25 protein-coding genes are annotated in these 26,810 nt (G+C 57.4%); 14 read left to right on the plus strand and 11 right to left on the minus strand.

What is annotated here, in order from left to right; translation table 11 throughout:
• Positions 1 to 35: 35 nt before the first annotated feature.
• Together CR254_RS08750 and CR254_RS08755 are read left to right on the plus strand one after the other, a co-directional pair.
• A complete protein-coding gene (locus CR254_RS08750) occupies positions 36 to 1,343 on the plus strand; it encodes a short-chain fatty acid transporter (protein WP_097929458.1) in 1,308 nt (435 codons plus the stop codon).
• A 214-nt stretch (positions 1,344 to 1,557) separates the two neighbouring features.
• The gene (locus tag CR254_RS08755; protein ID WP_180955944.1) at positions 1,558 to 2,763 is read left to right on the plus strand and encodes a Hint domain-containing protein; all 1,206 of its coding nucleotides are present in this window, start codon (positions 1,558 to 1,560) and stop codon (positions 2,761 to 2,763) included.
• A gap of 1 nt (position 2,764) precedes the next feature.
• Here the strand turns inward: CR254_RS08755 and CR254_RS08760 are convergent, their stop codons facing one another.
• Positions 2,765 to 3,223, minus strand: a complete 459-nt coding sequence (locus CR254_RS08760) for an Lrp/AsnC family transcriptional regulator (protein ID WP_245851514.1) — start codon at positions 3,221 to 3,223, stop codon at positions 2,765 to 2,767.
• Positions 3,224 to 3,379: 156 nt separating this feature from the next.
• Between CR254_RS08760 and CR254_RS08765 the strand changes: the two genes are divergently transcribed.
• Positions 3,380 to 4,393 carry a 1-aminocyclopropane-1-carboxylate deaminase gene (locus CR254_RS08765; RefSeq protein WP_097929461.1) on the plus strand — a complete coding sequence of 338 codons (1,014 nt, stop codon included), beginning with the start codon at positions 3,380 to 3,382 and terminating at the stop codon, positions 4,391 to 4,393.
• A 41-nt stretch (positions 4,394 to 4,434) separates the two neighbouring features.
• On the opposite strand, the gene hmgA is transcribed toward CR254_RS08765, so the two are convergent.
• Positions 4,435 to 5,787 (minus strand): homogentisate 1,2-dioxygenase, encoded by a 1,353-nt coding sequence (gene hmgA, locus CR254_RS08770; protein WP_097929462.1) that lies wholly within the window; start codon positions 5,785 to 5,787, stop codon positions 4,435 to 4,437.
• Between the two features lie 127 nt (positions 5,788 to 5,914).
• Here hmgA and CR254_RS08775 point away from each other — a divergent pair, with 127 nt between their 5' ends.
• A complete protein-coding gene (locus CR254_RS08775; RefSeq protein ID WP_097929463.1) occupies positions 5,915 to 6,349 on the plus strand; it encodes a MarR family winged helix-turn-helix transcriptional regulator in 435 nt (144 codons plus the stop codon).
• 4 nt (positions 6,350 to 6,353) lie between these two features.
• On the opposite strand, the gene CR254_RS08780 is transcribed toward CR254_RS08775, so the two are convergent.
• The 3 genes from CR254_RS08780 to CR254_RS08790 all read right to left on the minus strand — a co-directional run bounded on the left by CR254_RS08780 (position 6,354) and on the right by CR254_RS08790 (position 9,558).
• Positions 6,354 to 7,559: a Bcr/CflA family efflux MFS transporter gene (locus tag CR254_RS08780; RefSeq protein WP_097929464.1), complete on the minus strand. Its 1,206-nt coding sequence runs from the start codon at positions 7,557 to 7,559 to the stop codon at positions 6,354 to 6,356.
• Between the two features lie 76 nt (positions 7,560 to 7,635).
• Positions 7,636 to 8,175 (minus strand): cytochrome b, encoded by a 540-nt coding sequence (locus tag CR254_RS08785; protein WP_097929465.1) that lies wholly within the window; start codon positions 8,173 to 8,175, stop codon positions 7,636 to 7,638.
• A 96-nt stretch (positions 8,176 to 8,271) separates the two neighbouring features.
• Complete coding sequence (locus CR254_RS08790; RefSeq protein ID WP_097929466.1) at positions 8,272 to 9,558, minus strand: sulfatase-like hydrolase/transferase; 1,287 nt, start codon at positions 9,556 to 9,558, stop codon at positions 8,272 to 8,274.
• Positions 9,559 to 10,101: 543 nt separating this feature from the next.
• Between CR254_RS08790 and CR254_RS08800 the strand changes: the two genes are divergently transcribed.
• From CR254_RS08800 to CR254_RS08810, 3 genes are all read left to right on the plus strand, one after another.
• The gene (locus tag CR254_RS08800; protein ID WP_097929468.1) at positions 10,102 to 11,091 is read left to right on the plus strand and encodes a TRAP transporter substrate-binding protein; all 990 of its coding nucleotides are present in this window, start codon (positions 10,102 to 10,104) and stop codon (positions 11,089 to 11,091) included.
• 88 nt (positions 11,092 to 11,179) lie between these two features.
• Positions 11,180 to 11,671 (plus strand): TRAP transporter small permease, encoded by a 492-nt coding sequence (locus tag CR254_RS08805; RefSeq protein WP_245851517.1) that lies wholly within the window; start codon positions 11,180 to 11,182, stop codon positions 11,669 to 11,671.
• A complete protein-coding gene (locus tag CR254_RS08810; RefSeq protein WP_097929470.1) occupies positions 11,668 to 12,978 on the plus strand; it encodes a TRAP transporter large permease in 1,311 nt (436 codons plus the stop codon). Before CR254_RS08805 ends, CR254_RS08810 begins: the two co-directional genes overlap by 4 nt.
• A gap of 104 nt (positions 12,979 to 13,082) precedes the next feature.
• Here the strand turns inward: CR254_RS08810 and CR254_RS08815 are convergent, their stop codons facing one another.
• The 4 genes from CR254_RS08815 to CR254_RS08830 all read right to left on the minus strand — a co-directional run bounded on the left by CR254_RS08815 (position 13,083) and on the right by CR254_RS08830 (position 18,817).
• A complete protein-coding gene (locus CR254_RS08815; protein ID WP_097929471.1) occupies positions 13,083 to 13,811 on the minus strand; it encodes a FadR/GntR family transcriptional regulator in 729 nt (242 codons plus the stop codon).
• A gap of 185 nt (positions 13,812 to 13,996) precedes the next feature.
• Complete coding sequence (locus CR254_RS08820) at positions 13,997 to 16,159, minus strand: esterase-like activity of phytase family protein (protein ID WP_097929472.1); 2,163 nt, start codon at positions 16,157 to 16,159, stop codon at positions 13,997 to 13,999.
• Positions 16,160 to 16,372: 213 nt separating this feature from the next.
• Complete coding sequence (locus tag CR254_RS08825; protein WP_097929473.1) at positions 16,373 to 17,359, minus strand: dipeptidase; 987 nt, start codon at positions 17,357 to 17,359, stop codon at positions 16,373 to 16,375.
• A gap of 21 nt (positions 17,360 to 17,380) precedes the next feature.
• A complete protein-coding gene (locus CR254_RS08830) occupies positions 17,381 to 18,817 on the minus strand; it encodes a flavin-containing monooxygenase (RefSeq protein ID WP_097929474.1) in 1,437 nt (478 codons plus the stop codon).
• 275 nt (positions 18,818 to 19,092) lie between these two features.
• Here CR254_RS08830 and CR254_RS08835 point away from each other — a divergent pair, with 275 nt between their 5' ends.
• From CR254_RS08835 to CR254_RS08845, 3 genes are read left to right on the plus strand one after another with little or no spacing between them, the layout of a single operon-like run.
• The gene (locus tag CR254_RS08835) at positions 19,093 to 20,088 is read left to right on the plus strand and encodes a TRAP transporter substrate-binding protein (RefSeq protein ID WP_097929475.1); all 996 of its coding nucleotides are present in this window, start codon (positions 19,093 to 19,095) and stop codon (positions 20,086 to 20,088) included.
• Positions 20,089 to 20,096: 8 nt separating this feature from the next.
• Positions 20,097 to 20,666 (plus strand): TRAP transporter small permease, encoded by a 570-nt coding sequence (locus tag CR254_RS08840; protein ID WP_097929476.1) that lies wholly within the window; start codon positions 20,097 to 20,099, stop codon positions 20,664 to 20,666.
• Positions 20,663 to 21,952 carry a TRAP transporter large permease gene (locus CR254_RS08845; RefSeq protein WP_097929477.1) on the plus strand — a complete coding sequence of 430 codons (1,290 nt, stop codon included), beginning with the start codon at positions 20,663 to 20,665 and terminating at the stop codon, positions 21,950 to 21,952. The genes CR254_RS08840 and CR254_RS08845 overlap by 4 nt, the downstream gene beginning before the upstream one ends.
• A gap of 60 nt (positions 21,953 to 22,012) precedes the next feature.
• On the opposite strand, the gene CR254_RS08850 is transcribed toward CR254_RS08845, so the two are convergent.
• Together CR254_RS08850 and CR254_RS08855 are read right to left on the minus strand one after the other, a co-directional pair.
• Positions 22,013 to 22,576, minus strand: a complete 564-nt coding sequence (locus tag CR254_RS08850; protein WP_097929478.1) for a peroxidase-related enzyme — start codon at positions 22,574 to 22,576, stop codon at positions 22,013 to 22,015.
• Positions 22,573 to 23,052 (minus strand): CMD domain-containing protein, encoded by a 480-nt coding sequence (locus CR254_RS08855; protein ID WP_097929479.1) that lies wholly within the window; start codon positions 23,050 to 23,052, stop codon positions 22,573 to 22,575. The genes CR254_RS08850 and CR254_RS08855 overlap by 4 nt, the downstream gene beginning before the upstream one ends.
• A gap of 103 nt (positions 23,053 to 23,155) precedes the next feature.
• On the opposite strand from CR254_RS08855, the gene CR254_RS08860 reads away from it, so the two are divergent.
• From CR254_RS08860 to CR254_RS08875, 4 genes are all read left to right on the plus strand, one after another.
• On the plus strand, positions 23,156 to 24,073 hold the full coding sequence (locus CR254_RS08860; RefSeq protein WP_180955945.1) for a LysR family transcriptional regulator: 918 nt from the start codon (positions 23,156 to 23,158) through the stop codon (positions 24,071 to 24,073).
• Between the two features lie 165 nt (positions 24,074 to 24,238).
• Positions 24,239 to 25,240 carry an ABC transporter substrate-binding protein gene (locus tag CR254_RS08865; protein ID WP_097929481.1) on the plus strand — a complete coding sequence of 334 codons (1,002 nt, stop codon included), beginning with the start codon at positions 24,239 to 24,241 and terminating at the stop codon, positions 25,238 to 25,240.
• Positions 25,237 to 26,037, plus strand: coding sequence for an ABC transporter ATP-binding protein (locus tag CR254_RS08870; protein ID WP_097929482.1), 801 nt, complete (start codon positions 25,237 to 25,239; stop codon positions 26,035 to 26,037). The genes CR254_RS08865 and CR254_RS08870 overlap by 4 nt, the downstream gene beginning before the upstream one ends.
• Positions 26,034 to 26,792 carry an ABC transporter permease gene (locus CR254_RS08875; RefSeq protein WP_097929483.1) on the plus strand — a complete coding sequence of 253 codons (759 nt, stop codon included), beginning with the start codon at positions 26,034 to 26,036 and terminating at the stop codon, positions 26,790 to 26,792. The genes CR254_RS08870 and CR254_RS08875 overlap by 4 nt, the downstream gene beginning before the upstream one ends.
• Positions 26,793 to 26,810 lie beyond the last annotated feature (18 nt).

Here is a 26,810-nt window from a genome sequence, read left to right on the forward strand (position 1 = left end):
CAAAGGTGCGATTAACCTCTATAGGGAGTCCCCCCATGCTCACATTTATATCGCGACCGATGGTTCGCATCGTCGATCGATACTTACCGGACCCATTCGTATTCGTTCTGATCCTAACTCTGATTGCGGGTCTGGCTGCGGTTGGAACGCAGGGGACCAGCCCCGTAGCAGTTGTAACAATGTGGGGCGACGGATTCTGGTCGCTGCTCAATTTCTCCATGCAAATGTTGCTGGTATTGGTTACGGGCTACATGATGGCCTCTACGCCACTGGTGCGTCGCGGACTATCTGCATTGGCGCAACTTGCCTCCAGCCCCGGCAGTGCAATTCTATTGGTTAGCGTTGTTTCGCTGGCTGCATCGTGGATCAACTGGGGTTTCGGTCTGGTCGTTGGCGCGCTGTTCGCGCGTGAACTGGCCCGCACGATCCGCGTTGATTACCGCCTGCTGGTCGCATCCGCCTATTCCGGTTTCATCGTCTGGCATGGCGGCTTGGCAGGGTCGATCCCGCTGTCCATCGCGACCGAGGGGCACCCCTTCGCCAGCATCACAGGTATTATCCCGACATCCGAGACGATCTTCTCGACCTTTAACCTGGTGATTGTTGTTGCGCTGTTCATCGTGGTGCCGCTGGTCAACCGTGCGATGCTGCCCAACGAGGAAGACTCCGTTTACGTCGATCCGGCCCTGTTGGCTGAGGATACTGCGGAAAAGCCTGAAAACGCGACGCCGGCGGAGCGGTTGGAGAACAGCTTTATCCTGTCCATGCTGATCGGTGGTGCAGGTGCTGCGTGGCTGATCCAGTATTTCGCTGCGGGCAATGGCCTGTCGCTGAACGTGATCAACTTCCTGTTCCTGACTCTGGCGATCCTGCTGCACGGTACACCGCGTAACCTGCTGAACGCCCTGACCGAGGCCGTCAAAGGCGGCGCCGGCATCGTAATCCAGTTCCCGTTTTATGCCGGTATCATGGCGATCATGGTGCAATCCGGTCTGGCGGCGAGCATTTCCGAGGGCTTGGTCGGCTTGGCCTCGGCGGCGTCCCTGCCGTTCTGGTCGTTCATCTCCGCCGGTATCGTGAACTTCTTCGTTCCGTCGGGTGGCGGTCAGTGGGCGGTTCAGGCGCCGGTTATCCTGCCCGCGGCGGAGGCACTGGGTGCGGATCTGGCGCGTACCACAATGGCTGTCGCGTGGGGCGATGCATGGACCAATATGGTGCAGCCGTTCTGGGCGCTTCCGATCCTCGGGATCGCGGGTTTGCGCGCGAAGGACATCATGGGCTTTTGCGTGGTTCACCTGATCCTGTCAGGCATCATCATCTCGCTGGGCCTGTCCTTTATCTAAGCTAAACACGGTGGGCGCAGGTTAAGCTCTGCGCCCGCCGCATTCGCAGCGTATCGGTAATTGCCTTGTATCGTGCGCCTGCACGAAATATTATTCCTTTACGGGCAACTCCTTAGATCTGGCGTGCCGCAAATTTACGGCGATTGCCTTGGGGGGTGCATGCTTACGATCTGTTGCAAAGCACACCTGATGCCTAGCAGTGCGGATGCCTATAATGGCTGACGCTTTGATTGGCGGTATTGTCATCAACGAGATTTTGGCTGACCCAAACGGTGCCAATAATTTTGATACTGATGGCAACGGTACGGCGGATAACCTCGACGAGTATATCGAGCTGTTTAACACCTCTGCCAGTTCGATCGACATTTCCGGTTTGGAGTTGTGGGATGCCGGTATCGGGCAGTGGTTTACTTTTCCACCCGGCACGGTCCTGGCGCCCAGTGGGCACGCCTTGGTAATGACGGGCGTCCAATCCGGTGGCAGTCTGCCATCGGGCGCGGCAGGTGATTTGTTCTTTGATGCAGGGCGGGGCGCGCCGCTGATCAACAATGGCGGCGACAATGTCACCCTTTATGATCCGTCCAGCGATACCTTTGTCCAAGCGGTGTACAATGGCGATAGCCTTGATGACCCGACACTGGGTGCGGGCGGTTATAGCGGCTTTTCCTCGACCGCGTCCCGGATCGGTTCGGGCGAGGATTTTGGCAATGATGTGGATGGACAATCGGTGCAGCGCACCGGTGACGGGGCAGATGTTTTCACTACGGACGAGCCGACGCCGGGCGCGACCAATATCTGCTTTGCGAATGGTACGCAGTTAGCCACGCCCGGCGGATTGCGCGCGGTCGAGGATTTGCGCGTCGGGGATCGGGTCACCACCCTGGATGGTGACGCCGTGCCAGTTAGTTGGATTTTCGTTAAGTGCTGGTCTGTAGAGCAGATGTGCACATCCCCGAATTTGGCGCCGATCTGCATCTCTCAGGGCGCGTTCGGTAATGGAGTTCCGCAGCGTGACCTACGTCTATCGCAACACCATCGCATTCTGGTTGAGGGACCAATTTCTCAACGCATGTTCGGTGCGGCGCAAGTTTTGGTCCCTGCAAAGGCATTGCTGGCTTTGCCCGGCATCTATGTTGAGCAGCCCCGGCAGCCGGTATCCTATTACCACATCATGCTTGATGCCCATCAGGTCCTTTCGGCTGAGGGCCTGTGGAGCGAAAGCCTGTATCTGGGGCCGCAGGCGCTGAACACGATTCCGGATGAATTGCTACAGGATGCGCTGGATGTACTGGGCTTAACGCGTGAGCAAATACGAAACAGCCATGTTAAACCCGCACGCCATTTGGCCTCTGTTCGGCAGGGCCGGAACTTGATCGTTCGGCATCAACGGAACGCGAAACCTCTGATGCGACTACGCTGATTTAAAAGTTTAGCGGAGCCCCGTCCTTAACCTCCTTCATGACGAAGAACGTGCGGGCCTGTCGGACCTCGGGCAATGCGATCAGCACTTCGCCGTGCAGGCGGTTGAAATCGGCCATATCTGCCATGCGGATTTTCAGCAGGTAATCGAAATCTCCCGCAACCAGATGGCAATCCAGAACCATTGGTAAGTCACGGATCGCGTTTTCAAAATTCGCGAAACTCTCTGGTGTGGAGCGGTCCAGAACCACGCCAACCATCGCAATCGCACCTAGTCCGACAGCCTCGGGGTTTACGATGGCCCGCACGGTCTGGATGTACCCCTCATTGAACAAGCGTTGGGTGCGCCTATGGCATGTGGCAGGGCTGACATTCACCTTTGCGGCCAGATCGGCATTGGTCAGTCGCCCGTCATTTTGCAGCAGGCGCAACATTCGTTTGTCGATTCGATCTAGGGCCAAGGTGAGAGAATCTTCCGTATTGGTGAGTTCAGTTCATATTAGTCAGCAATTTTTGTAATGTTTACCAAATTATCGAAAGATATTTGAGGTCAATTAGAGAGCACCCCTCAACCCTAGGTCGCTACCCTGTGTTCACCTCAAACCGCAGGAGCCTCTATGTTAGATAAATTTGAACGCTATCCGCTGACCTTTGGTAAAACCCCGATCGAGCACCTACCGCGCCTGACTGAAGCCCTAGGTGGTGAGGTAGAGGTATATGCGAAGCGTGAGGACTGTAATTCCGGTCTAGCGCAGGGCGGTAACAAGCTGAGAAAGCTGGAATATATCGTGCCAGACGCGATCAAATCCGGTGCGGATACGCTGGTATCTATCGGGGGTGTTCAATCCAACCACACCCGTATGGTTGCTGCAACGGCGGCCAAGATCGGGATGAAGTGCCGCTTGGTTCAGGAGGCATGGGTGCCACATGATGACGCTGTTTATGATCGTGTCGGCAACATCCTGATGACCCGCCTGATGGGCGCGGATAGCCGCCTTGTCGAGGAAGGTTTCGATATCGGCATTCGCACCAGTTATGAGGAAGCTATCGAGGATGTGAAACGCGACGGCGGCAAGCCATACGGCATTCCCGCCGGTGCCTCGGTCCACCCGCATGGTTGTCTGGGCTATGTCGGCTTTGCTGAGGAAGTGCGTGAGCAGGAGGCCGAACTGGGTTTCCAATTCGACTACATCGTCGTTTGTGTCGTCACTGGCTCCACACAGGGCGGCATGATTGTCGGGTTTAAAAAGGACGGTCGCGCAAATCGTGTCATCGGTATTGATGCATCAGGTACCGTGGATCAGACCCGCGCACAGGTTAAGGATATCGCGAACAAAACCTGCAATTTGATCGAGTGCGGATACTCGATCGAGGATGAGGACATCCACATCAACCCCGACTACGCCTATCCCGCCTATGGTGTTCCGAGTGCGGAAACCAATGATGCTATTCGCCTGGCCGCTAAAACCGAGGCGATGATCACCGATCCCGTTTATGAGGGTAAGTCGATGCAGGGCATGATCGATCTGGTGAAAAAGGGCTTCTTCCCCGCGGGTTCGAAGGTGCTTTATGCGCATCTGGGCGGTCAGCCCGCATTGAACGGCTACAGCTACACCTACCGCAACGGTTAACACAACGGGCTGACCCTGACCCATTCCGCCCGATTTCCGGGTTACTTACACTCTGGCGTTCCGTCGAATTTCTTTTCGATGCTGGTCCAGCAATCCACGTAATCATCCTGCAACGGGGCCTCATTGGCAGCGAAGGGGGTTAGATGTTGGGGGAAGCGGGTTTCGAACATGAACTGCATGGTGTTCTTTTGCAAAACAGGTTCCATCGGTTCTGTTGAGCCATGCTCGAAGGCCGCACGGTCCGGGCCGTGCGGCAGCATCATATTGTGCAGGCTGATGCCTCCGGGCACGAACCCTTTGGGCTTGGCATCATATATTCCGTAAATGTTGCCCATCATCTCTGACATGATGTTCTTGTGATACCATGGCGGGCGGAAGGTGTTTTCGGCGACCATCCAGCGTTCTCGGAACAGCACGAAATCGATATTTGCTGTGCCTTCCTGACCGGAGGGGGCGGTTAGCACGGTAAAGATCGAGGGATCGGGGTGGTCAAACAACACCGCGCCAACCGGCGAATACGTGCGTAGATCATATTTATAGGCGCAATAATTCCCGTGCCAGGCAACCACATCCAGCGGTGAGTGGTCGATGAAAGTCTCATGAAATTGGCCGCACCACTTGATCACCACGCGGCTGTGGGCATCCCGATCCTCAAAGGCGGCGACAGGGCATTTGAAGTCACGGGGATTGGCAAGGCAGTTTGCCCCGATTGGGCCGCGATCCGGCAGATCGAATTTCTGTCCGTAGTTCTCACATACGAAACCACGGGCGGGGCCCTCTAGCACCTCAACGCGGTATACCAAGCCACGAGGGAGGATCGCAATTTCGCGCGGCTCGACATCGATCACACCCAGTTCGGTGCTGAACCGCAGGCGTCCATCCTGAGGGACGACCAGCATCTCACTATCCGCAGAATAGAAATACTCATCCTGCATCGAGGCATTCACCAGATACACATGGGTCGCCATGCCGACCTGTGTATTTACGTCACCGGCGGTGGTAATCGTGCGCATACCGGTGAGCCATGTCAGCGGTTCGGTCGAATGTGGAACCGGATCCCAGCGATATTGGCCCAGCGATATGACATCGGGATCAATTTCCGGCGCGCTTTTCCAATAGGGAACGTCAATTTTGGTGAACTTACTGACATGCTTAACCGAGGGTCGTATGCGATAGCACCATGTCCGCTCATTTTGTCCGCGTGGCGCAGTAAAGGCTGTTCCGGATAGCTGCTCTGCATACAAACCATAAGCACATTTTTGCGGGCTGTTCTGCCCCTGTGGCAGCGCATTTGGCAGGGCCTCAGTTTCAAAATCATTTCCGAAACCGGGCATATAACCTTTATTTGGCCCGTCTGGACTAGGCGCGTGAGTCATCGCTGTGGTTCGGGTCATAGTGTTCCTCCTGCCGATGCCGGTTGAGCGGGCGCATTATATCGTTGCATTTGCAATGATATTCCGTATTTTCGTTGCAAATGCAACAAAATCTCTGTCGAGCTGCACCGTAGTAAGGGGTGATCCAATGGCACGATCCACCGATTTACCCCGGTTCGATCTGGCTCATTTCCTGCCTTATCGTCTGTCTCAGGTTGCCAATCAGTTGAGTTGTGAGTTGCAGGCGAGCTATGAGGATGCTGGCCTAACCACCGCACAATGGCGGGTTATGGTTCATTTGAGCCAATCCGAAAGCGTCTCTGTTCGCGATATCGAACAGCAGGTATCACTGGAAAAATCCAAGGTAAGTCGCGCGGCTGCGCATTTGCAGCAGCGTGGCTTGGTGGGCAAGGGTGTGGACCGTTCAGATGGTCGCTTGGTCGCCCTGCGCTTGACTGATGCGGGCCGCGAGTTGATGGCGCAACTACTGCCAAAGGCGATTGCGTTTCAATCTATGCTAGAGGCAAAGCTCGGCGCAGAGGCTGAAAATCTGCATCGCGCCATCGATACATTGCAGGGGTAATTTACTACTGCGGTTGAGAGATGTTTTCGGCGACAAAGGGACGCCGCAGCACCAGCAGCCATAGAACGGCGCAGGTCGCACCGATACTCATCAGCAATATGCCATAATTACGGATCAGGTCATTCTCGTTCAGGGATACGAGGTGGATGCCAACCGCGCCCATGGCTGTCACGCTGCATTGGATCAACGCAGCGGCGGAGCCTGTGTCGCGGGTTTGTTGATCCAGCAACAGGTTCGTTCCTGGGACACGCACGGTAATCACGGAAATTGTGCTCGCCGCAGCAACAGCAGCAAACAGCCACGGCGATTGTGCACCATAGAGCAGCATGACAGCACCGCCCAACACCATAACGCAAAAGCAGCCCAGTATGATGCTTTGCACCGGCAGAACCCGCGATAGCCGTAGGTACAGCACAGGGCCTAACGTGGCGCAAGCGGCGTTCATTGCAAAGATAAAGCTGAAGGCTTGCTCGGACATGCCAAAGCCATCGACATAGACATATGCGGCGATGCCCAAAAATGCCATCAGGCACATTGGCGCCGCTGAAAAGATCAACAGCAGGTAGGCAAAGCGCGGGTTCATCAACACCACGCCCAGCCGACCCCATGATTTCACCAGCGACCCCGTGGATTTTTCAGCGAGGGTTTCGCGGTAAAAGCACACCAGAATGACGGCCAGACTGGCGAAGATAGCCAATGCGACAAACATCATGTGCCATGAGGCGATTTTAAGCAGGAATGCCCCCAGAACCGGCGCGACCATTGGTGCAATGATGACCAGTGACATGACCAGCGCCATAACGCGCTCCCGCTCGCGCCCGTCGAACAGATCCTTGACGATTGTGGTGCCAACAACTGTTACGCCACCGCCTGCTAGGCCCTGCAATATCCGTGCGCCAATCAGCGCCTCAACGTTGAATGACAGCGCACATAAAATGCTGGCAGTGATATATATCGCAAGCGTGGTGAACAGGATCGGCTTGCGACCTGTACGTTCGCTGAGCGGCCCCCAGAACAACATGCCGATGGCAAAGGCGGCCATGTATGCGCCCAAGGTCATATTCACCATTGCCCGGCTGGTGGCAAACGTGTCGGTCATGTGCGGCAGCGCAGGCAGGTAAAGGTCCATCGTCAGCGGAGGAAATGCACCAAGCGCAACCAGCAGCAACAAGGTGCCCCGTTTGCCAAGTGAGGGTTGTTCAACTTTCATCTGCGGTGGTCCTGTCGCGCAGCCGAAACGCGCTGCATTTACTGAATTTACTAGGTGTACATTGGGGGCCGAACGTTCAGCCAACCATACGTTTTAATGTGCCGTCACGTTTGATCATACCATGCCAAAGTGTTGCAAGTGCGATGTGTCCAACAACCAACAGCGCCAGTATCCACCCCATCTCACCATGCCATTCGGCAGGAGCCTGCGCCCATGCGAGTGCCGTTTCACGGCCCGAGAAGATTTGAACGCCGAAATAGCTGAACCCGCGCGTATCTGTTGCTGCGGCCAGCAGACGAACGGCTGGAACAGCGACCATCAGCGCGTATAGCGCGACATGACCTGTAACTATTAGTCGTCCGGCTAGGCCCGTATGATGGGGGCGGCGGGGGATATTCATCAGGCCCCAAATTCCGCGCAGCATCACCAGCAAAAACAGTGTCGCGCCTAGATTGGTGTGATAGCTCCAGAGCAGTTCGCGCAGCTCATTTCCACGTGGCAATGCCCAGTGTAGAATGGCTGACAGAAATTGTGCGGCGAATAGCGCGGCCATTCCCCAATGCAGGATGCGACTGATGCGGCCATAGCGTTGCGGTGTGTCGGTAAGGGTGCTCATCGGATGCTCCTCAGCATTTGTTTCAATATAGTTAGCATGCTATCAATTATGTGCAACCAAATCACTCGATGTCAGATACACGAATGCGTTAGGTGACTATTCACCGCGGATCACATCAATCCGAGCGGTTAGTCGCGCAACGATGGCGGCCTCATCAGCAGAAACGCCATCGGCCAACAGATCGGTTGCTTCGCGGGGATCGATGGCCAGGTTATACAGCTCCGGCTGCGCGCCTTGTTCCAGCACCAGTTTGTAATCGTTTTGACGCAGCGCATGGCCAAACATATCCCCGCGTGAGGGGCCGTCCTGTGCAAAGTGCTCAACATAGATGTAGTCACGTGCACTCTGCCCGCCGGTCAGGACAGGGCCGAAATCATAGGAGTCCGGCATCGACACCTGCGCCCCTGTCAGGCCCGCAATCGTCGCGAACAGATCAGTGGTAGTGACAAAATCATCGCTACGGCCCGCCTGCACATCTGGGCCCGCGACGATCAGGGGAACATGGGTGCCGCCCTCGTAAATCGAGCCCTTTGCGCGATGATCTCCATAAAATCCCCGCGTCACTTGGTTAGGAGAGCCGTTGTCGCCCAGAAAAATCACTATCGTATTCTCTCGGGTTTCAGGGTCCATTGAGGCAAAAAGCCGTCCAATCTCGGTATCCAGCGCCTGCAACATGGCGTTGTAATAGGGCAATGGGTTCGCCGCGATGGCATCACGGCTATCGAGCAAATCATGGGCTGTGTGCAATTCCGCTGGGGGCAAGTGGAATGGCGCATGGGGCGCATTATAGGCCAACCACAGGAACCACGGGCCATCCTGTGCGCCGATCCAATCTATCGCGCGGTTGGTAAAGGCGGTGGTCGAATATTCATTTACCCGCACCTCCGCCTCATTCGCCACGCTGGTCCAGCGCGAATAATTCCGCGCAGTTCCTGAAAACAGGCCCCAATAGTCGGACACGCCAAATTCGCTGGGATGATCCAGCCCAGCCTCTGCGCCGGCAAGGTGCCATTTCCCGATCAGATTGCTGCTATAGCCAGCGCCGGAAACCACATCAAACAGACTGGTCATATCCGAGGACAGACCGTTTTCGCCATTCCGTGAAACTGTCGCACCAACACCGGTGCGAAACCCGTATTGGCCGGTCATTATCGTCGCCCGAGTGGGGGAGCATACCGGCGCAGCGTAGGCATTTTCGAAGACGACACCGGTATCGCACAGCGCCTCGATATTGGGCATGGTGGCCTGCTGTTGCCCGACGGCGTAACAGCGGGAGGCGTCCAATCCCATATCATCGGCAATGATAATCAACACATTTGGCGCAGCCTGAATTGGCGTCGCGGCAGGTAGGGCCAGCACCAGCAGGGTGAGAAAGTTCTTCATCTAGGTCTCTCAATTCAGTGCATGGGTGCGTCGCATTTCCAGCGATTGACGATCATGTATTGGTACGGTCGGCCGAATGTTTTCCGGCGCATTGATGGTGAGAATCTCTTTGCTCACCCCAGGGTTGTGGAGGTTGCGCTCGGGATAACAGCGAAATTGCGGCTGGTGCATGCGGATTGCCGTAATTTTTTTCTCCGCCATTTCTCACGACAGAATGCTGGTGCCAAGTCGTGCAAAATTACTGCCTCGAATGGTCGGAATTGTCGCTGAACTTGGATGCGGTAAGCAATTGTGTATACTAGTATTTAGTTGCAAAAATTCGCCCAAAATCCAGGGGCAAAATAGGGAGAAATGCCGCTGGGATCACGCCGTAACCAAACGGCCTAGACCCTTGTTGAGGCTCACTAATTTTCGCCAAAATGGCACTCAGAATAACAACATTTTACATATTTATGTTGACCTCAAACAAATAATAACACTTGAGTACGGCATCACGATTGACGGCGGATTGAACCGCTGCGGCACATATCTAGGGAGACGAAAATGACATTTATGAAGACCACCACGACTCTGCTTAAGGGCGCGACCCTTGCAGCTCTTTTGACCGGTGCAGCCAGCGCACAAACTACCCTGCGCGGCGCCAGTATGTTCGACAATGACCACGCATTCACCAAAACGATGGTGCGTTTCGCAGAACTGGTTGAGGAAAATTATGACGGTGAGGTTGAGTTCGACCTGCGCCTGAATGGTGAGCTGGGCGTAGAGTCCGATTACGTCACTTACCTGAACCAGGGCGTGGCCATCGACTACACTATCATGGCACCGTCCAACATGGCGCGCTTCTCGCCCTCGATCCCGCTGATGGACATGCCGTTCCTGTTCCGCGATCTGGATCACTGGAATGCGGTTCTGTCCAGCGACGCGCTTGCCCCGCTGGAGGCTGAGCTGCTTGAAACCGCTGATATCGTAATCCTCGGCTATACAGGTGGCGGCGTGCGCAACCTGGTTTCGTCCGAGCCGATTGCGAATCTGGACGAGTTGAACGGCCACCGCATGCGGGTTATGGGTGCCCCAATTCAGGCGCAAATCTTTGCAGCGTTGACGGCGGCCCCATCCGCGATTTCGTACAGCGAAGTTTACAACGCGATCCAGACCGGCGTTATTGCTGGTTTCGAGAACGAAGCAGCCTCGATCCAGAACCTGAAGTTCTATGAAGTTGCCCCCTACGTGACCCTGACACGTCACACCATCACCGTGCGCCCAATCGTGATGAGCGGTAAGACATATCGCGACCTGCCAGCCGACTTGCAGGAAGCGGTTATGGCTGCTGGTAGCGAGGCAGGTGCCTTTGGCCGCGCGCTGGAATCCGGCGAAGATGGTGAGAAGTTGCAGGAAATGATCGATGCGGGTCAGGTCTTCGTTAACGAGTTCGAGGGACGTGAAGCACTGCTCGAAATGGTTGTTCCGGTACAGGACGCCTATGCGGCCGAACTGGGCGCGACCGAGCTGCTCGAATCCATCCGTGGCATGTAATCGCCGATGAGTGTGCGGTCCCTGCCAGCGGGTAGGGACCGTATTTCTGTTGCGGGCTGCGGCCCATTTCAATTCAGGTGGTATGGCCGTGGGCTATATACTCGAGACCTTTTGCAAGGCGCTGCGCGTTCTGCTGGGTGTGTTGGTCGGCTCGCTGGCCATTCCCGTCGCGATGCAGGTTATTTCCCGCTACACGGATCTGATCCCTGTCTACTTGTGGACCGAGGAACTCTCGACTTTCATCTTCGTCTGGGTGGTGATGATCGGGTCCATGGTGGCGGTTTGGGACGGCACCCATTTCGATGTGCAGGTCATACCGGATGCCCGTAATCCCCTGATGCTGCTGATCCAAAAGGGTGTTGTGCTGGTGCTGATTGCGATCTTTGCATTGCTGTTCGCATGGTACGGCATTGATTACGCCGAATTTGGCGGCATCCAACGATCCGTGATGATGCGCGCCAATCTGATGGTGACCTATATTTCCGTACCAATCGCAGGCGTCGTGTGGACCGTTTTCGCGCTGTACCGCCTATATGAGCTGATCGCTATTTATCGTAATACAAAGGGAGCGGAGGCATGATTATCTCTACCGTTATGGCCTGCGCAATTCTGGTTGGCGGGTTTATCGCGCTGGTTTTGATCCGCGTGCCGGTAGCATTCGCGCTGGGTATTGCGACCCTGCCGATCGTGGTTCTGGATGTCCGGCTGACGCCGTTTATCGTGATGGACCGGATGTTCCAGTCCTATAACTCGTTTATTTTGCTGGCGGTTCCGTTTTTCCTGCTGGCGGCAAACCTGATGAATTCGGGTAAGATTACCGACAGATTGATTGAGCTGGCCCGTGTCCTAACCGGCTGGATGCCGGGCGGTTTGGGTCATGTGAACGTGGCTGTGTCGATGCTGTTTGCAGGTATCTCCGGCTCCTCCACCGCTGATGCGGCGGGGTGTGGTAAAATCCTGATCCCCGCAATGGTTAAGGAGGGATATGACACCCGCTTTGCCGTGGCGATTACGGCCTGTTCGTCCGTGATGGGGGTGATTATCCCGCCCTCGATCCTGATGGTTGTCTGGGGCGGGGTTATGCAAATCTCCGTCGGGGCGCTGTTTTTGGCGGGTGCATTGCCTGGGCTGCTGATCGGTCTGGCGCTGATGGGCACGGTGTATGGTTATGCCAAGGTTTATGGCTATCCCACGGCGGGCCGTCCTGATCTGGGCGAATTTTGGCGCGCGTTCAAGGGCGCTGCACTGGCCATGTTAACACCAATGTTGGTGATTGGCGGTATCGTTGGCGGTATCGTTACCCCAACGGAAAGCGCGATTATCGCGGCGGCCTATGCATTGTTCCTAGGCATGTTTGTCTATCGCACGGTCAGTGTGCGTGATCTGGGTGGCATTTTGTACGAGACGGGGCGCTTTGCCTCAATCTCTCTGTTCGCCATTGGAACGGCGTCTGCCTTCGGCTGGATGTTGGCGTTTTTCAACGTGCCGCGCCTGATTGTGGATGTGATGACCAGTGCACATCTGGGGCCATTTGGCACGGCGCTGATTATTGCCTTCCTGTTCCTGTTTTTCGGCCTGTTCATTGATGCGATCCCGACGATTATCATCCTAGGCACGGTGCTAATGCCGGTTGCGGCGGCGGCGGATATTCATCCGGTGGTGTTTGCGATTATCGGTATCGTCTCGCTGGCCTTTGGACTGGTCACGCCGCCCTATGGGCTGTGTTTGTTGATATCAGCGGCGATTGGTGGGGTGAATGTGGTGCAAGTGCTGCGGGATGTGGTGATTATCCTGATTCCGATGCTGGTGATCCTGATCCTGATCATTCTGTTCCCCGAAATGGTGCTGTGGTTGCCCAAGGCGATCATGCCGGACTCGTTCAGGTAAGAGCAGCGCGGGATGTTTGGGCCACCATTGCCCGCGCGATCTGACCTAAACGAAACGCCCGCTCACAGGTTTTCTGTGGGTGGGCGTTTTAATTTGGAGGGGGCTTAGAGCGTGCCGTCAAAAATCCGTTTGCGCGCATTCTCGATATGCGCCCGCATCGCGGTTCGGGCTGCATTTTGATCCTGATTTCGCAACGCTTCGAAGATCGCGTAATGCTCCGCCTGTACCAATGCGAGGCGGTCATGCGTCTTGGTCAGGGACAGGCTGCGCGTCAGGTTCATGCCGGTGGTGATGTTTTGCGTCATGGAGGTGCGGGCGGTTACGAAATACTGATTATCTGACGCCCCGCAGATTACGGCGTGGAATGCCTCATCCGCATCAACGCCCAATTCCCCCGCTGCTATGCAGCGATCCAGTTCCTGTAACGCGTCGCGCATGCGCGTTATATCGGCATCCGAGCGTCGTTTCGCGGCCAGAAAGGCGGCCTCACCCTCAACTGCGGCGCGAAACTCAAAGGTGCGCTGGATATCGGCAATTGATCCGATAGGGGCAAAGTCCAGCACCGCGCCATCAGGGCGACGCATCACATAGGAGCCGGAGCCCTGACGTGAGACGATCACCTCATCCTCGCGCAGTTGCTTTAACGCTTGGCGTAGTACGGGGCGCGACATCTGGAATTGCTGGCTCAGCTTGTGTTCAGTGGGCAACTTGCCACCGACGGGGATCGTGCCATCGACGATCATTGACAAAATCCGCTCATAGGCCTGATCGGCAAGGGTCCGGTCACGACCGCCAACATCGTTTTCAAAAGTGCTGGCGGGATTGTCGCGCATGGGTCTGCCTTTGATGCTTATTAGCTGCGGGAGGTGTTGTGATGCACATGCCAGCATTTGTAATATTTTGTAAAATTCTGGTCGGGATTGTCAATGCGCTGACGCGGCGGTCAGAAACGAAAAAGCACCCCTGCGATGAGGGGTGCTTTTGGCAATCTATTCGCCCCCGCTAGGGAGCAGGGTGATTACATTTCACCAAGGTTCAGGAACAATGTCTCGCCTGAGCTGTCATCAACACCGTCATTATCGGTGACGATCCATGCATTGCCATCGGCGTCAAAGGCCATGCCCTCGATCTTATCCACGACATAACCGCCGGTGGCGGACAGGGCGGGGATCAGGTCCAGAACAACTTCGTGGCTGACGACCGGCAGTTCGCTACCCAACGGGGCGGCGACCATTTCGGACATTGGCACGCGGGTAATCAGCTTGGTCACGGCATTATCGCCGATCTGGTTGTCACGTTCGATCAGGTAAACGTAATCACCATGGGCAACAATTTCCGACAGGCCAACCCAGCCGGTTTCGGGGACCGTACGCTCGTACAACACCGCGCCCCACTCCTCGGTCTCCAGATCGTAGGAGACCAGCTTGACCATATTATCCGCATCATCAGCCCAGTTGCGCTGGATCGCGATCCACAGCTGCGACCCGATCATGGTGATGCCTTCGGAGCCGAAGCGCGCCTCGACCGCCAGCAATTCAGCGGGGAAGGGGATTTCGGTCGTGATCTCACCCTCGGCATCAACGTGGTAGATGCCGTGCGGGATCATACGGTCGGTGCGTCCCTCGGAGGCGATCCAGAATCCGCCCTCACCATCGGTGGTGATGCCTTCCATATCCAGCTTTTGCGCAGGATGACCGCCACGGGTGACGGGCAGGGCATCGGTGATGCGGGCCGGTGTCTGCGTCGCGTCGATGGTAAAGATCGTGGGCTGATAGCCATAGAAGCTATCGTTCACGGCGTAGAACGTACCGTTCTGCTCAGGATCAGCCGCCAAACCGGACAGCGCGGACCAGCCGATCAGCTCATCCGCACCGGCAGAGGTCAGGTGCGGATAGCTCGCCGCGCCCTCAGCAAATTCAAACAGCATAACATGGCTGCGTGCGCCGCCATCCTCGGCTAAATCGGCCTCGTTCGCGGTGACCAGCAGGTTGCGCGACGGGATCGCAACAGCGCCCTCGGGTGCAACGCCCGATGGCAGCAGCTGGGTCAGAACTGGGTTGGTCGGGTCAGTCACGTCGTAAACGCCAACCAGCGAACCACGCTCGGACAGGATGAACACCATTGGGGTGCCGTTGATGGTGGCGAATTCCATGCCCTCGGGCTCACCACCCTTGGCGTCGGAGCGTTTGTCGGGGTAGTGGCCTGCTTCGATCACTGCATATTCGAACGAGGTGCCGCTGTCCCAAACCAGCGTGCCATCCTTATGGAACACGGACCAGCCGCGGGTACCGCCGTCCATATCGCCCTCGTTGGCCATGGCGAGATAGGTGTCATCGATCCATTGCACGCCGTCCGGCTCACGCGCGATGTCGGAACGGGATTCGGTGAAGATCATCGCTGCGCGCTCATCCGTGGCGTCAATGCCGGTCAGATCAACGGTGCCTGCGGAGAAATGGCTGATGACAGCCGCGTCACGATCCAGAACAACGATGTGGTTGTTTTCCTGCATGGTAACAACAACTTCGCCTAAATCGTTGATGTCAACAAATTCAGGCTCTGGATCATCTGCGCCGATTTCAGCCAGACCGGTTACTTCGGCAAAGCGGATGGTGTCGCAGACCAGCACGCCATCTGCATCCAGATCGATCAGGGCGACGGTGCCACCGGGCATCTGGCCGATACGGCCGTCGCCTGCATCCTCGTCCCGCTCGTTTTCAATCGCGATGGCGATGAACGAGCCGTCCTTGGCGACTGCGGTGCTGTCGGGCTGACCGGCCAGATCGCAGCGCGCTGTCTCGCCCATCGTGTCGATGGCGAAGGAGGCGGCGAAGCCGGACGGGGCGGAATAGCTCTCGGACGTATTCACGCCTGCGATTACGCTGTTGCCCACGGCGGACACGGCAGTCGGCTCACCGTCCATGGTGATTGTGCCCAGCGGTGCAGGGTTGGCCGCGTCGGTAATGTCGATAAAGCCGATCACACCCAGCGGGCTGTCGGAATAGATCAGCGTCATGCCGTCGCCCGACGCGGTAATGATCTCGGACGAGGTTTCCGCTGCGCCATCGGAATTCGACGCAACAGGGAAGGACGCGATGCGGTTAAACGACATTTCCTGTGCCGTTACAGCCGTTGCCGCAAACAGCGCCAGCGCCGAGGTCAAGCCAAGATTAGCGATTTTCATGTTCGTTTCCTTTGAGGGATAACCGGTTCCGCGTGGAACCAAGGACAAACACATTCACGTCGCCATAGATGGGTGCAGCCATGTGGGAAGGGGCTGTCATGTGCATAGTCGATCCCAGCGTGTGATGCGTCTGGGCGTAGGCCTATGCGGGGCCTGTATCAGTTTTGTGAAGCTGGTCGTGGCGGCGGGCCTGATGCGGCCCGCCAGTGGGGGTTACGCGCCCCAAGTTTGCCCGAACAGGCGCATCCAGTTCCTGCCGAGGATCTTGGCAATCCGCGCATCACTCCAGCCACGGCGCTGCATTTCGGCGGTCAGGGCGGGGAATTCGTTGTTGTGGCGGATGCCCTCAGGCTTACTGATCTTGGACGAGCCAAATTCGGTCAGGGTGCGGCCAGTGCCCTTATCCTTGTTCGCCCATAGCAACCATGGGCCGGGGCGGGCGCGGTTGTGGTTGAAGTCGGTGCCGATTGCGACGTGATCTTCACCCACCAAATCCAGCGTGTGCTGCATCGCGTCGATAACGTCGGCCACGGTGGCATCGTTTCCTGCGGCCAGACCGGGGGCGAATAGCGAGGTGCCGATCACGCCACCCTTTTCGGCGCAGGCCTTGAACACCTCATCGGGTTTGTTGCGAGGCACATCCTTTAGCGCACTGGGCAGGCAATGCGTGATGGCAACCGGCTTGCTGGAATAGGCGATGGTGTCCAGAGAGGTTTTGATGCCAACATGGCTGAGATCGATCAGGATGCCCGCCTGCGCCATGGCGTCCACTGCCTCACGCCCGAAACCTGTCAGGCCGCTATCGTTTTGCTCCAGATAGCCCGCGCCAAAGAAGTTCTGGGTATTGTAGGTCAACTGCATGATGTTGACGCCCAGATCCTTGAAAATCGCGAAATAGTCCAGGCGATCCTCGATCGGCGAAGTGTTTTGCCATGCCAGCATGATGCCCACCTTGCCCTCGGCCTTGGCCCGCTCAATATCGGCGGTGGTGCGGATCAGCATGGCGATATCGGCGTTTTCCGCCAGTTTCTCGCGCCACATGGTGATGTACTCCATGCCGCCCTCGAAATTCTCCCATAAAACGGAGGACGCGGAGATCGCGGTGACGCCGCCGCTTTGTGCCTCCAGCAAAATCTCGCGGTTGAAATCGGAGCTTTGCAGCGCGTCGATAATGATGGAATTTGTGTGCAGATCGGTCATGGCGAATCCTTCGGGATCAGTTCAGCAGGCGGGGCTGTCGGGCAGCCAGATGTTGTCGGGCATGTCGGGAGTCTCGTAATCGTTGAACCGCGCCAGATGGATTTCGGCATCTTCGGCAAACAGTGAGCGGGTCAGCCCCGTGGCCAGACGGCGCGCACCCTCGGTTGAGGATGGAATGCCCGACGTGACCTTGCCGTGGGTGGGCGTCGCGGCAAAGGCAAAGCAGGTGACATGCGCCAATGCAGGGCAGGTGCCGGCGACCTTCTCGGTAAAGGTGAAGTCCACGTCCAGATAGGGATAGGAGGCCAGCGACGGGTTGGTGGCGGCGGTCTGCGGTCCCATTACATCGCCCCATGTGCGAATATGCGGGGCAAAGGTGGCAAGCTCTGGCCGTTCCTCCATCGCGACGCCAAAACCGGTGGCGAAAATCGCGACATCCGCCTCTATCACGCGGTGGGGGGTGGTGATGCGCAGGGCGCCGTTGATCTCCTCAACCTTATCGACGGATGCGTTCACATGCAGGTGGGCGTTTTGGTGACGGATCACCCGCTTTACCGAATGTTTGGGCGGCGGCACGGGGGCGTGATCGCCTGCATCCATAATGGCCCATTTCGTGGAATCCGGCAGTGCGACAAAGCCTGCGGCCATGCCGCGGGACGATGTGCCGCTGAATTTATCAACAGTGGGGATTTTGGGGCGACGCACCATCAGGTCCATCCGCGCGCAACCAGCCTCTAGCGCGGCGGCGGCATTATCCATGGCGGAGGCACCAGCCCCCACCACCACAACCCGTTTTCCGGTCAGCGTCGCCTCATCGAACTCATCGGCGGAATGATAGACCAACCCCTTGGCAATGCCCTGCGCCGCAGCGGGCAGGCGGGGTGCGCCGATGGCGTCCAGACCTGTGGCGATCACAACGCGGCGGGCATAATAGCTGCCGGTGGTTGTGGTCAGGCGCATCAACATGCCGTTCGGTGTTGCGATGGGAGTGATCGCCGTCACGTCGCAATCATTGACGATATCGGCATTGGTGACCTGCCGGTACCACAGCATATAGTCCATCCACATCGGACGGGGGGCCAGCCCCATATCCTGCCATGCTTGCGTGCCCCATTGCGCCTCGAACCACGCGCGGAAGGTTAGCGCCGGTACGCCCATGGCGGGGCCTGCTGTCTCCTTGGATGTGCGCAGGGTTTCCATCCGCGCATAGGTGATCCACGGTCCCTCACGTCCCTGCGGGGCGCGGTCGAACAGGCGCACATTGCTGATGCCCTCCATCCATAGGGCGGTGTTTGCGGCCAACCCGCATAGGCCCGCGCCGATAATCGCAACATCCAGTACCGGAGCGTCCTGCGGGCCGCGAACCTGCGGCAACCATGGCTTTGGCGGCAGATTGAGCAGCTCGAATTGACGCTTGAGATCCACCTCAAGCGAGGCAAGGCCGGTGGGTGATGTCATGATCGGGTCCTCAGCATAAATTCGCTCGGTGCCAGCAGTTTTGCAGTGAGGGGCACATTGCGCGCACCATGTTGCCTGCTAGGCGAGTTTTGGGGCTATGTATTAGTATGCAAACCCCTTGCGTAGAAGTTTTATTATTCGTTGTTGACATTATGATGCAACTATTATCCAAATTACGTGTGGTAGCAACCCCAGAATATGGGATTGTAGAAATCGCTAAACGCCTTCCAGCCGCAGCGTCCAAACAGGCGCGTCCCGACAACAGGAGTTCCGCTATGTCCCTCATTGCCCGCCTAACTGGTGCAACATTCTTGGTTGCTGCCGCGTTCCCCGCCCATGCCGATACGTGGCGCCTTAGCTCGATGATGACACCCGATAGTTTCGAGGGGATGGCCTATCAGAAATTCGCTGATCTGGTTGAGGAATATACAGAGGGCGAGATCGACGTTCGCATTTATCCGAACGAGCAAATCGGCTCGATGGATTCCGTGGTCGAGCAATTGAGCCAAGGCGTGATCCAGCTCGCCCCATCTGCCGTGTCGTTCATGTCGCGGTGGGAGCCTAGCATCACCTATGCCGGCGCGCCGTTCCTGTTCGACGGCTATGACCACTGGTCCAGCTTTATCAACGGCCCGCTCTTCTCATCGTGGATGGAAACAGTCACGGCTGAATCGAATATCTCGATCCTGGGCGAGATTCCGGACATGCCGCGCGGCTCGTTCCGCACGCTGCTGACCGACACTCCGATTGAAAGCGCCGCCGATATTGAGGGCCTGAAAATCCGTCAATTCCAGAATGATCTGGTAATTGATGCATGGACCCATCTGGGTGCTGAGGTTCGCGTTCTGCCGTGGGGTGAGGTCTATGACGGCATCAATCGCGGTATCGTTGATGCCGTAACGGCCCCTGCGGAATCCATTGAATCGATGCGTTTTTACGAGGTTGCGCCCTATATCGTGCGCACCGACGAATACCCGCAGGCTGTTGCGTGGATGATGAATGATGCGGCATGGAATGCGCTGACGCCGGAATTGCAGGACGCGATGACCCGCGCCCATCAGGATGCCGCAGCCTATGCGCGCGAATTGCTGGCCGAGGCTTCGGCCACGTTGCAGACTGATTTGGAGAGCAAAGACGGCGTGACCGTGAATTTTGACTTCGACGCCTCATCCCTCGTCACCAAAATGCAGACGTTTTATATGGAGCGGGACGCAGAGGGTGAATTGCCTGAAGGCTTGATGAGCGCGGTTGACGCCGCACGCGCCGAATAGGGTCCGGCGTGCAGCAGCCCTCCACCTCCTCAGCCCTAACCGAATTACCCCGTTTGGTCAGGGCGCTGAACCGTTGGCTCGACGGTATTGCATTTGTGTTCAAGGTGGCGATTTCTGCCTGCCTTGCCGTGATGGTCGTGCTGAACCTGTATAATGTGATCTCACGCTCGGTTTTCGGCGTGGCCTATGGCTGGATATTTAGTTGGACCATGCTGATTTTTGCGTGGATGCTGCTGCTGGGTTTGTACGTCTTTATCCGGCATAGGCGCGATGTGGTCGTGGACATCTTTATGGCGCGACTGCCTGCGATGCTGCGGCGGGTGGCGGGGCTGTTTACCTGTGTAGTCGGGATAGCGGTCATGCTGGCTATCCTGCGCGGGGCACCTGCACTGTTGCAGTTGCAAACCGCGATGATGGATACAATCGACCTGCCGATTTATGTGCGCTCGCTGCCGCTGTTCATCGCGGCGGCGCTGATCCTGCTGCACTTCACGCTTGATTTCATCTGTATCGCCTGTGGTTGGGTCGAGGCATTTCCACGCCAAGACGATGCCGTTGAAAAGGGAGCAATCGAATGATCCTTGGTTTCATCGTGATCGGTGGTTTCGTCCTGCTGATGCTGCTGGGCGTGCCTGTCACCATGGCCATTGCGGCCAGTGCGATTGGCGGGCTCTACTTTGCGGGCTTTGGCGATCTGGTGATTGTGGTGCCCCAGCAAATTCTGGACGGCGCGGCCAAGCCTGCGCTGCTGGCGATCCCGTTCTTTATCCTTGCGGGCAATCTGATGAACTCGGTCGGTTTGACGGATCGGATTTTCAATCTGTGCCTGGCCTTTGTGGGGCATTTTCGGGCAGGTCTGGCCTATGTGAATGTCATCGCCTCGCTGCTATTCGCAGGTGTTTCCGGCGCTGCGACGGCGGATATTGCTGGGTTGGGGCAGTTGGAGGTCAAGGCCATGCGCGCGCGTGGCTATTCCCCGGAATTCTCGGCGGCGCTGACGGTGGCGACATCGCTGGTGGGACCAATCGTGCCGCCCTCGATCAGTTTGATTGTCTATGCGTGGCTGGCCAACGAATCCGTGGCGCGACTTTTTTTAGCGGGCATCGTACCGGGTATTTTGGTGGCGTTGTCGTTCATTCTATATATCCGCGTTGTGTCCACATGGACGCCCATGCCGCGTGAGCCACGCGCGACGCTCAAGGAATTTCGCCAAGCGGTGATCGAGGGGCTGCCCGCGATTGTTGCCCCCGGTATCATTCTAGGCGCGATCATCTTCGGCTTTGCCACTGCGACAGAGGCAGGGGTGATTGCTTGCGGATACTCGATCCTGATCGGGCTGTTTTACCGCACGGTGTCATGGTCAGGCACGTGGAAGGCGCTGGAGGAAAGCGCAATCCTGTCGGCGCTGATCATGATGATTATCGGGTTTTCGCAGATTATGGGCTGGCTGTTCGCGTTCGAGCAGGTTCCGCAGGCCTTTGCCTCGGGTATTCTGGAGACGATCAATCAGCGCTGGGTCTTCATGGCCTTCACCATCGTGCTGCTGGTGCTGATCGGCTGCTTTATGGAGGCATCACCGGCCAAGATCATCCTGCTGCCCCTGCTGCTGCCCGCCGCTGATGCGTTCGGGATTGATCGGGTGCAGTTCGGTATGGTTATCACGCTGGCACTGCTGCTGGGTATTGCCACACCACCGCTGGGGGTTGGGCTGTACCTGATGTCCGCCGTGTCTGGCGTTCGATTTGAAAAGCTGGCGGTGGCGATCCTGCCGTTGCTGATCCCGCCGATCATTGTGCTGATCCTGATTGCCAGCATACCGGAAATTACACTGTGGCTACCGGATCTGGTAATGGGTCCACGCTAAACCAAAAACGCCGGAGCCTGCGATGCAAACTCCGGCGTTTTTTATGCGCGACTGTTATGTTTAGTCGGAATGGCCTAGCGGGTGCATTAGCCGGTTCGCCCAGCCGAAAATCGCGATGGCGTGGATCAGGTCGGTGATTTGCACATCATCCATGCCTGCATCGCGCAGGGCGGCGATATGGCTGGCATCGGCGGTAGGGGGCGTGGCGGTCAATGCCTCGGCAAAGGTCAGGATTGCAGCATCACGTTCCGACAGCCCATCACGACGACCGGCATAGAGCGCCGAGATAACAGCCGTAGAGCCTGACAACCGCGCGTGCTGACGGGCATGGACATTGGCGCAATAGCGACAGCCATTGATAAGGGACGCGCCTAGTGCACCCAGCTCCCGATCCTCACGCGGCAGACCGTCCTGCGCGTACATGATCGCGTTGAACAATGTAGTGCGGGCGACATAACTGTCCGGATCATGGGCGAGGGTGCGCACATAGGCCGACACCTTCTTGGCCGAGGGTGTGACCTGCATCGCGGCCAGTTGACGTGGTGTAGCATCAGCCATCTCAACCGGTGGCAGGTGGGGCGTCCATTTCAAAGGCTTGAGCGTGATTTGCGGAATAGCCGTCATTTTGTGCGCTCCAGCAGCTTCAAGCCATGGGCAACGCGGATTTGAAAGCAGACATAGGCCAGCAATTCCGACAGCGCGACGATTTGCGCAGTGCTATACCCGACCTGTTGCAAAGTGTTCAGATCGGCGGCGGTGGCCTTACCCGGATTTGCGGCGATCATATCAGTATGATGGGCCAGCGCGATCAAGGCGGGCGTGGTGACGATACGCCCCTGTGCCAACGCGGCCAGCTCGGCTGTTTTCGGCATGGGATAGCCGCTGAGCAATTCGGGATTATCCGCGCCCAATGCAACACGACGTGCAATTGCGTTGCGCAGCTCGGGATTCAGGCCCAGATCGTCCTCGGGTGTCAAAACAGCCGCACGACAGGCCTGCGCGCCCTCAACAAATTCGGGACGAAAGGAACGGACGGTATGTAGGGGGCTGTCATTTGCCAGCCCTGCGGCCAAACTGATGGCATCGGGTCTGTGTGTCAAAATAACCTCTTTGCTCTGCACCGCAGTAAGCGGCTATGCCTACATTCAGAAAATGCATAATTAGCAATGCTTGATGCTAAACAAAAATCATGAGGGCTCGAATATGTCAATTAAGAATACTGACAGGCCGGACATGCGCGGGATCGAAGCCTTTGTTGCTGTCATGGCATCAGGCTCCATGACGGCGGCGGCGAAACGGTTGGGCATCGGACAGCCGGCCATCACGCGGCTGGTGCGCGATCTGGAGGGAGTGCTGGGCTTCACCGTGTTTGAGCGTAACGGCCCTCGCATTTCCCCGACGCAAAAGGGCGTACTGTTTCACGAGGACGCCAAGCGGCTGCTGACCAGCTATGCCCATGTGGCGCAGCGTGCGGCGACGCTGCGCGGGGCGCGGGCCAAATCCATCACCTTGGCTGCAACGCCGACCATGGCGGCAGGAATGTTGCCCAAGATGATGCAGCAGCTTGCGGCTGACTTGCCCGAGCTGGTGACAGTCACAACGATGGACGCAGAGCATCTGGCGCAGGCATTGCAATCGGGTGAGGCGGAATACGGGTTATCCGCGCTGCCACTATCGCATGCTGGGCTGGACTGTCTGGAAATGGCACGGGGAGAGTTGTTCGCAGTCGTGCCGGACTCCTACCCCGAGGACCGCGTTTCCCTGTCAACATTTCGGTCAACGCGATTGCTGACATTGGGCAACAGCTATCGCATCCGGCACAAGATTGATGCGGCGCTAACACAGGCGGGCATCGAGCCACTGGCCGAGCTGGTGACGAATAACTCGCTGAATGCGATGGCGGCTGCCGCTGCCGATCTGGGCGTCGCACTGGTGGACCCTGTTTCAGCTATGGGGATCGGTTTGCAGGGGGTTAAGGCGCTGCCGGTGGATGTGCGCATTCCCTATGAGTGGGGATTGTTCCGGCGCACGCAGGCTGAGACGCCTGAACTGGATGCCCCGCTAATGGCGCAATTCCGGCGTGTGGCACAGCAACTGGGCGGAGTCGTGGATGGCTCCTGACTTGGCGAAGTTCTGCCGTGCTGCTGCATTGTGCAAATTGTACGAAAATTAAGCACTCGCTTTGGAATCGACTTCGTCTACGGTGATAGCTGACGTTTTGAGTGGCGCGATGGGGCGCGCACCTCACACAATGATGTGAACTAAAATTTTAAGGAAGGATAACCGATGTTCACTCGCAGCCTGATCGCGATGACCCTGTTGGGGGCCAGCGCCGTACACGCACAAACCGAACTGCCATTCGCGCTGGATTGGAAATTCGAAGGCCCCGCAGCCCCCTATTTCGCCGCCGTGGATAACGGTTACTTCGGCGCATATGACCTGTCGGTAACGGTAGAGGCGGGCAACGGCTCGCTCGACGCGATTCCAAAGGTTGCGACGGGCGCCTATCCTGTCGGCATGGCGGATATTAACAGCCTGATCAAATTCCTCGACCAGAACCCCGGTGCCCCCGTCATCGGCGCGATGATGATCTATGACAAGCCGCCCTTTGCTGTCATCGGCCGCGCTTCGCAGGGTATCTCCGATCCGGCCAGCTTGCAGGGTCACATCCTCGGCGCGCCTCCGCCCGATGGCGCATGGGCGCAGTTCCCGATCTTTGCCGCAGAAAACGGTCTGGATATGGGCCTGATCACGGTTGAGCCTGTTGGCTTCCCGACACGTGAGCCGATGCTGGCCGAGGGCGTGGTTGACGCGATCACCGGCTTCTCGTTCACATCCTATCTGAACGCGGCCCGTCTGGGCGTGCCAGAGGACGATCTGGTAACCATTCTGATGGCTGATTATGGCGTTGATCTGTACGGCAACGTCATCATTGTGAACACTGAATATGCGGCTGAGAATCCCGAGGTTATCAGCAACTTCCTAGCCGGTGTGGCTGAGGGTTGGACCGCTGCGATCGCTGATCCTGCCGCCGTGATCCCGATGCTGATCGAGCGTAACCCTGCCGCCGATCCGGAGCTGGAGCAGCGCCGTCTGGAACTGTCCATCACCGATAACGTGGCGACAGAATGGGTTCTGGAAAACGGCTTTGGCATCATTGACGACGCCCGCATGGCCGGCGCGTTGGAGCAAATCGCAACGACTTACGAATTTGCGACCACGCCTGATGCATCGCTGTATTTCACCGATGCCTATCTGCCCGAGGGCGGGTTCGATCTGGGCGAATGATGTCAGACGCTTTGATTGACATTCAGGCGGTGCGGCATTCCTACCGCACCGCCTCCGGCCCGTTGCCTGTCTTGGACGGGTTGGAGCTGAGCGTACCCGAGGGCGGCTTCGTCGCCGTCGTCGGGCCGTCCGGCTGCGGGAAATCTACGCTAACCCGGCTGGTGGCCGGGTTGCTGATCCCGGATGAGGGCGAGGTGCGGGTGCATGGCAGCCGCATCACCGCGCCGCGTTCCAATGTGGGCATGGCGTTTCAAAATCCGGTTTTGCTGGAATGGCGCACGATCCTGCAAAACGTGCTGTTGCCGCTGGAAATCGTACCGACCAAATTGACCAAGGCCGAAGGTGAGGCGCGCGCGCGCAAGCTGCTGGCTCTTGTCGGGTTGGAGGGCTTCGAGAACAAACGCCCCTCCGAGCTATCCGGTGGTATGAAGCAACGCGCCTCGCTGTGCCGTGCACTGATCCATTCGCCCGAGGTGCTGATCCTTGATGAGCCATTCGGCGCGCTGGATGCCTTCACCCGCGAGGATTTGTGGCAGATCATGCATCGGGTCAAGGCGGAGGAACCCTTTACCGGTATCCTGATCACCCATGATTTGCGCGAGTCGATCTTCCTCGCCGATCAGGTGGTTGTGCTGTCCGGTCGTCCTGCAAAAACGCAATTCGTGTTGGATATTCCCGATACCGGCCTGCGCACCCTGGATGATCTATACACGCCCATCGCGGCGGAGAGATTGAACATCCTGCGCCATCAGATCGAGGTCGCCCAAGGGCGCATCCCCGCGGAGGCTGTTACATGAAGCTGCGTCAAATCCTCGTCCCCTTGGTCGCGGTAATTGTGTTCCTGATCGCGTGGGAGGCTTTGGTCTGGAGCATGGGCTGGCCCAATTACAAAATGGCCTCGCCTAGTGATTTGTTGCCGGCATATGAGCGGTATTGGGGCCTGTTCCTGACCATGGGCTGGCAAACCCTATGGCGCACAGTTGTCGGGCTGGTTCTGGCCGTGATCTTTGGCACTGCGCTGGGAATGGTCATGGGCTTTTCGCGCACGATGCGTGATGCGCTCTATCCGCTACTGGTCGGGTTCAATGCGGTGCCAAAGGCGACAGTGGTGCCGATTGTGGCGCTAATGTTTGTGGGCTGGCACGATTTCAATACGGTGCTGATTGCGTTCATCATCAGCTTTTTCCCGATTGCGGTGTCTGTCTCGATTGGCCTCAGCACGTTGGAGCCGGAGTATCGGGATATCTTGCGGTCGCTAGGCGCATCGCAAGCCACGATTTTCTGGAAAATTGCCCTGCCCAAAACCCTGCCGGAATTCTTTGGCGCGCTAAAGGTATCGGTCACGCTGGCCTTTATCGGCACCAATCTGATGGAGATCGTATCCCCCCACGGGCGTGGTCTGGGTGCGTTGTTTGATAGTGGCAAGACGAACTCGGATTACCCGCTGATGTTTGCGGTTCTCATCGCGCTCGCGTTTTTGGGGATCGTTTTATACTACCTCGTGGTCGCGCTGGAAAAAACCTTTGCAGGTTGGGCGGACCGCACGGTTTAAAAGTTTGGGCCGCCGCAT

This window comes from Pontivivens marinum (assembly GCF_900231835.1).
Taxonomy (GTDB): domain Bacteria; phylum Pseudomonadota; class Alphaproteobacteria; order Rhodobacterales; family Rhodobacteraceae; genus Pontivivens; species Pontivivens marinum.